The following is a 2,109-nucleotide window of genomic DNA, read 5'->3' on the forward strand; positions in this document are numbered from 1 at the left end:
GCCGCTCGCGCAACTGCCCCCAAGTGCCAATCGCTCGCGCGGGCAGAATGGATCGAGGCCCGACAAGCGGAGCTTCTCGATACCCAGTATTTTCACGTTGTTTTCACCATACCCGACCAAATCGCAGCGATCGCACTCCAGAATGCCGGCACCTTGTACGATATTATGTTCCGCACAGCTGCAGAGACTTTGCGGACTATCGCTGCCGACCCCAAGCACCTTGGTGCCGAGATTGGGTTCTTTTCTGTCCTTCATACTTGGGGCCAGAACCTCCTTCACCATCCCCACCTCCATTGCGTCGTTCCTGGAGGAGGACTGTCCCCGGATGGCAGCCGCTGGATCGCGTGCCGGCCCGGCTTCTTTCTTCCCGTGGCCGTGCTTTCCCGTCTGTTCCGGCGCCTATTTCTCAGCGCCTTGCAAAAGTCGTTCGATACCGGCGAGCTACAATTCTTCTCGTCGCTGGAACCGTTGCGTGATCCGGCTGCGTTTCAGCGTTATCTGAACGAGGTCCGCAGAATCAATTGGGTTATCTACGCCAAGCCGCCATTTGGCAGCGCCGAACAGGTTGTGCACTAGTCGGCCGCTATACGCATCGGGTAGCGATCAGCAACAGCCGTGTCATCGATATCGAAGACGGCAAAGTACGCTTTCGATGGAAGGATTACCGCCACGGAAGCCAGCAGAAAGTAATGACGCTGGACGCCGGGGAGTTCATTCGGCGTTTCCTCATCCATGTCCTACCCGAAGGCTTCAAACGTATTCGCTACTATGGTTTTCTGGGTAACCGCTACCGCAAGCAAAAGCTCGCTCGCTGCCGCGAACTGCTCGGAATGATATCCGCCGATGCTCATTCGGAGCCGGAAGAGCCATCCGATTGCCCCGAGAAGGCTGAGCACTGCAATGCCGCTTCCTTGCGTCAATGTCCATCCTGTCATCAAGGCCACATGGTGTGCGTCGAGGTCTTGCAGCCAGGTTCGTTCAGTGCCGCTCGTTCACCGGACACTTCTTGATGCGAGACCTCAATCAACCAAGAACCGCCACCTTCCATTTCGCAATTCTTCCGGCCGCCGTGGCAGCCGATAGATGCCCTGTCGTCGTTCTTCCGACGTCAAACCTCCGACGCTTCGCATTTTTCGGCTACTTCGCTTCCCAGATGTCGCTTCCACCCAGTACTTTCGTGATAATGTCCGCTTTAGACTTGTCTCCAGTCCAGATCACGACGTCCACAAATAACGGCGCCGTGATTCAACACCCATAGCTGCAGCGGCGTGCCGCGGCTTCGTCCAACACGTTTTTAGATTACCGGCGCCCCTCGCGAGTGCTCGTGTTGGGTACCGAACCACGCGCCGCCAATCTAAAAACGCTCTCTATTATGTCAGGGTTCACATAGAAAAACTTCCGGGTGAACTCCTCATAATCCTCCATGGTGCGGGCGGTAACGTATAGGACAAAGTCCGCATCGCCGGTGACGTAGAAGCCGTTGACGACTTCACCTGACGATCTAACGGCCTTCTTGAATTTGTCGATTATATCGGCACGCTCCCGCTCCAGACTCACAAGCACAAGCATTTGAATAGGTCTGCCTACCGCCTTCGGCGAAACGATCGAGATGTCGGCCTCGATGATGCCTTCACAACGGAGCCTCTTCAGTCGCCGCTGACACGCGGTGGCAGAAAGCCCGGCGAGTTCGCCGACTGCCTCGGAAGTTATGCGGTTGTTTCTTTGCACGATCTCTAGGATGCGGGCATCTATCCGATCGTACCGCATAATCGGACCCCAACCTTGAGGTGAATTTCACCGCAAAATGGCTTCACGGCGCAGAAAATCCTCGGAAGCCAGGTTCAGGGTCATTTTCAACTAATGACCGGGGGCGACCCGCGATGGAGGGACGGTGGTCTTCTAAAGTAACCGTCCGATGGGTGGGCGGCGGCCGGTCATTGCGCACTGCGGGGCTCTGATTAGGCACCAGACAATTCCATTTTCAGGGCAGCAGTTCGTGACCGTCGGGTTTCGGATTGCCGCCCTTTGACCGCGTAATCGCAAAGAGGGTGGTGCTGATAACTCCAAACGAGTTGCTGTACGCACCCCACCGGCGCCAGTTGAATTCCG

General features: G+C 56.4%; 1 protein-coding gene and 1 pseudogene. One reads left to right on the forward strand and one right to left on the reverse strand.

Translation table 11 applies throughout. The features are described 5' to 3' along the window. Positions 1-1,010, forward strand: a pseudogene (locus FXV83_RS42085) (IS91 family transposase); the annotation flags it as partial. Between the two features lie 289 nt (positions 1,011-1,299). Here the strand turns inward: FXV83_RS42085 and FXV83_RS42090 are convergent. Continuing rightward, complete coding sequence (locus FXV83_RS42090; protein ID WP_148745865.1) at positions 1,300-1,767, reverse strand: Lrp/AsnC family transcriptional regulator; 468 nt, start codon at positions 1,765-1,767, stop codon at positions 1,300-1,302. Positions 1,768-2,109: the final 342 nt, after the last annotated feature.

Source organism: Bradyrhizobium hipponense (assembly GCF_008123965.1).
In the GTDB taxonomy this organism is placed as follows: domain Bacteria; phylum Pseudomonadota; class Alphaproteobacteria; order Rhizobiales; family Xanthobacteraceae; genus Bradyrhizobium; species Bradyrhizobium hipponense.

Coding starts and splice junctions, on each gene's coding strand:
- FXV83_RS42090 (WP_148745865.1), bottom strand. CDS start 1,767: ATGCGGTACGATCGGATAGATGCCCGCATCCTAGAGATCGTGCAAAGA.